The sequence below is a fragment of the Lentilactobacillus sp. genome (assembly GCF_040773105.1).
Taxonomy (GTDB): Bacteria; Bacillota; Bacilli; order Lactobacillales; family Lactobacillaceae; genus Lentilactobacillus; species Lentilactobacillus parabuchneri.
The window spans coordinates 1-4,222 of record NZ_JAXGWW010000179.1 but is presented as its reverse complement, the minus strand read 5'-3'; the positions used below and the strand labels follow the sequence as shown (position 1 = coordinate 4,222).

Here is a 4,222-nt window from a genome sequence, read left to right as displayed (position 1 = left end):
GTCCGTCACTCTTTTGGAACAGTGGTATAATCATTTTCGTAGGCATTAACCCCTCTAATGCCTATGCATTCGAACATTCATCTGAGTATTTATGAATGGCCTCATACTTATTGTTCATGCATTCCCCCTCAATATGTATGATACCGACAGATACTCGAGGCTGGGACAAAAGTCTCAGCTCACGCAAAAAAGCTTCGGAAATTAATTTTTTTCCGAGGCTTTTTTGCATTTTATGTAGCACAGAGAATTCAACTCTGCTATTCTTAAATCGACGAAAACCCAAGGATAGGAGTGAATCTCTATGTACAGACATTATAACAATAACCAGACCAGTTTAACATTGCCATTAGAAATTTCAATTTCAGAAACGCACATTGTCCGCGCCATCAGTGCTTTTGTGGACACGATTCCATATAAATTAGTTTATGGAGAAGAGTCAGCCTTTGGCCGACCACAATATTCACCGTTGATGATGCTCAAAATGATGTTATTTGCTTACTCACGGAAAGTGTTTTCGGGACGGAAAATTCAACAAATGGCCGAGGAAAACATTCCGATGAAATGGTTAATCGGTGACCCTGACATGGTTCCCAGTTACCGGACAATCAATCGTTTCCGGACTGATCCACAAACCACCAAGCTAATAGCCCTCATGTATCTGCAGTTCCGACAATCATTGATTGATAACAATCTGTTAAGTGATGAGGCAATTTTCATTGATGGCACTAAAATCCTTGCCGATGCCAACAAGTATTCATTTGTCTGGCGAAAAAGCACGGAAAAATTTGAAAGTAAGTTGGATCAAAAAACACGAAACTTGTTTAAAGACCTGATTCAAAACAAAGTCAATCTAGCAGTGGAAAGCGAAATGGATCCGACGGATCTTCAGACGCTTGAAGCTGAAGTAGACGCATTGGACACAGAGATTGACGAATTAGATCAGCAAATCAAAACCGAAAAAGTGATTCCCGGTGGTTCACCACGTAAACAACGCCGGCGTAAACTAAAACATCTCCGGCATCTAGTAAAAGATGAATACTTACCTCGTAAACAAAAGTATCGCCAATATCATGAATGGTTTGGTGATCGGAACAGTTTCTCTAAAACGGATCATGACGCCACTTTTATGCGGATGAAAGAAGATCCGATGCAAAACGGCCAGTTGAAGCCAGGGTACAATCTGCAAATTGCCACTCAATCACAATTCGTTCTCTATTACCAAGTTAATCAACGTCCTACGGACCAACGTACTTTAATTCCATTTTTAAAAGCGATGAACTTCGCACAAACCCCAGTCAACTATATCGTTGCCGATGCGGGCTACGGCAGTGAGCCAAACTATCAATTTGTTAAAGAGAAATTGGGTAAGATCCCCTTGATTCCTTACACCATGTATCTGAAAGAACAATCGAAGAAATATCGCAGCGATCTTAGCAAAGTGATGAACTGGGAATATCATGCCGAAGAAGATTACTACGTGGATAATCACCACATCCGCTTTTCATATCACGGCATGAGCCATCGAACTGATAAAAATGGGTTTACCCGCGACTTTAAAGTTTATCGGGCCGACGATTACGATGACCCCGAAGGGTATTATTGGTCGACCACCCGTATGGGTAACCAACGAAGAATTAACATCAATCCCCATTGGGAATCGCAAAAAGCATACGTTCGTGAACAGCTTTCAAGCCCAGAGGGCAAGGCCATTTTCGCTAAGCGAAAACTTGAGGATGAGCCAGCCTTTGGTAACCTGAAGGCAAATTTGCGTTTCCGTCGATTATCGGTACGTGGATTAAGACAAGTAAATAATGAATTAGGAATTATCTTGATGGCAGCAAATATGAATAAATTGGCCAAAATGATGGCCAATTTAAGTCATATTTTTGGTTGGATAGAAAAACTGAGCCACATCTTCCAGAAAAAATGGAAAATGCGGCTCAATTTATTTGTCGGCGGGACTTATGTCCCAGCCACTTTTTTGATGTCATGAAATAAGTGGCAGTAAGACTGACTGAAATTGAAATGTGACAAAGTATCCAACTGAAATGAATGGGACAAATGGAATCTTTGAGTCCTTGGGCCATGGGGCAACAATCAAATAAACGAGTGCGGCAATGCAGGCAATAAACGTTGTCCATAATAAAAATAGGACACTTGAAATTAACCACAAGCAAAAGTAAATATCCAAATCGCCAGCACCGACCCAGTGCTTTTTCTGATTAATCAGTTGAACAACAAGGTAGATTACAAAAGCAGGACCAATTTGTGTGAGGGGATGGGCAATTAGCAACAAACAAATACAAAATAATCCAAGGATTCCCCAAGTCGGAACCTGCTTTTGGACCAAGTCGAATGAACTTAGAAACGCCATCATGATCAATGACAACATGAACGGTAAATTTGTGTGTTGAATGTTGAGTGAAGCTAACGCGATACCAAGCATCAACTCGTTGAAGAAAAACGTTGCTGATAAAGATGACTTGCAGTACCGACACTTTCCTATTAAAATAATGTAGCTGAGCACAGGAATGAGATCATAAGCAGCTAATTGCATCTGACAAGTGTCACAATGCGATCGTGGCCGGACAATCGACTCGCCCCGAGCGTCTCTTAACGCAACTAAATTAAAAAAGGACGCCAGGCTTGCACCCAGCAAAAATTGTATGATTATCATATTTTTTACCTCTATATGTTAGGTACGTATTTTGGCGAAAAATTATTTATCCCGATTCATTGACACAAACGGTTAGTCATGATAAATTAGACAAGGTGCTTTTTGTGACAGATTCCTGAAATATTCAGACATGCTGACTGTATATGACAAAAAGTGTTGGGCGGTACACATTTCTTTTTACATAAAAAAGAACCGCCTGGATGTGTGGACTTACATTGAAAATTTGAAAGGAGAACTTTTTAGATGCCTACAATTAACCAATTGGTCCGTAAAGGACGTCATTCTAGAACTTCAAAATCAAAGTCACCAGCTTTAAACTATGCTTACAATAGTTTCAAGAAGAAGCAAGTTACTGTTCCAGCCCCTCAAAAACGAGGTGTTGCAACCCGTGTTGGTACTATGACACCAAAGAAGCCTAACTCAGCTTTACGTAAATATGCCCGTGTCCGTTTGTCTAACTTAATTGAAGTTACGGCTTACATTCCAGGTATTGGTCATAACTTACAAGAGCATAGTGTTGTTTTGATCCGTGGTGGCCGTGTTAAGGATTTACCTGGTGTTCGTTATCACGTTATTCGTGGTGCTCTTGATACTGCCGGTGTCCAAGACCGTCGTCAAGGACGTTCAAAATACGGTACAAAGAAGCCTAAAGAATAATCTTACTAATGCAATCTAAATATTTAGTTTTATAGAATCATGAGGAGGATAACGAAATGCCTAGAAAAGGAAATGTTCAAAAGCGGGAAGTACTTCCTGATCCAATTTATAACTCAAAATTGGTAACCCGTTTAATCAACCGTTTGATGTTAGACGGTAAACGTGGAACTGCATCACAAATTTTATATGGTGCCTTTGACATCATTAAGAAAGAAACCAACAACGAACCAGTTGACGTATTCGAAGAAGCAATGAAGAACGTTATGCCGGTCCTTGAAGTTAAGGCTCGTCGTGTTGGTGGTTCTAACTACCAAGTTCCAATCGAAGTTCGACCAGATCGTCGGACCACATTGGGCTTACGTTGGATCGTTAACTACGCTCGTTCACGTGGTGAGCATACGATGACTGAACGTCTTGCACGTGAAATCATGGATGCCGCTAATAATACGGGTGCTTCAGTTAAGAAGCGTGAAGACACACATAGAATGGCTGAAGCCAACCGTGCATTTGCACATTATCGTTGGTAATATCAACTTTATTCTCAACAGCTCAAACTAATAAGTGGCTGATTTAGCCACTTTTTGTACGAATCGGAAGGAGTTACACAATGGCTAACAAACGAGAATTTCCACTAGAAAAAACTCGTAATATCGGGATTATGGCCCATATCGATGCTGGTAAGACCACGACTACTGAACGTATCTTGTACTATACCGGTAAAATTCATAAAATTGGTGAAACCCATGATGGTGCTTCACAAATGGACTGGATGGCCCAAGAACAGGAACGTGGAATTACGATCACTTCTGCCGCTACAACGGCACAATGGAAAGACCACCGTATCAATATCATTGATACCCCAGGACACGTGGATTTCACTGTTGAAGT

5 protein-coding genes are annotated in these 4,222 nt (G+C 40.8%); 4 read left to right on the top strand and 1 reads right to left on the bottom strand.

Translation table 11 applies throughout. From position 1 onward, the window contains the following. Positions 1 to 301: 301 nt before the first annotated feature. Positions 302 to 1,993, top strand: coding sequence for an IS1182 family transposase (locus tag AB3112_RS08825; RefSeq protein ID WP_367334313.1), 1,692 nt, complete (start codon positions 302 to 304; stop codon positions 1,991 to 1,993). Here AB3112_RS08825 and AB3112_RS08820 read toward each other — a convergent pair. Continuing rightward, on the bottom strand, positions 1,988 to 2,677 hold the full coding sequence (locus AB3112_RS08820; protein ID WP_084974718.1) for an A24 family peptidase: 690 nt from the start codon (positions 2,675 to 2,677) through the stop codon (positions 1,988 to 1,990). The genes AB3112_RS08825 and AB3112_RS08820 overlap by 6 nt on opposite strands. A gap of 243 nt (positions 2,678 to 2,920) precedes the next feature. Here AB3112_RS08820 and rpsL point away from each other — a divergent pair, with 243 nt between their 5' ends. The 3 genes from rpsL to AB3112_RS08805 form a co-directional block, all read left to right on the top strand. Continuing rightward, the gene (rpsL, locus tag AB3112_RS08815) at positions 2,921 to 3,334 is read left to right on the top strand and encodes a 30S ribosomal protein S12 (protein WP_013728508.1); all 414 of its coding nucleotides are present in this window, start codon (positions 2,921 to 2,923) and stop codon (positions 3,332 to 3,334) included. Positions 3,335 to 3,390: 56 nt separating this feature from the next. Next, positions 3,391 to 3,861, top strand: a complete 471-nt coding sequence (gene rpsG, locus AB3112_RS08810; protein ID WP_020281102.1) for a 30S ribosomal protein S7 — start codon at positions 3,391 to 3,393, stop codon at positions 3,859 to 3,861. 80 nt (positions 3,862 to 3,941) lie between these two features. Next, on the top strand, positions 3,942 to 4,222 hold a 281-nt coding region (locus AB3112_RS08805; protein ID WP_367334312.1), incomplete at its 3' end, for a GTP-binding protein.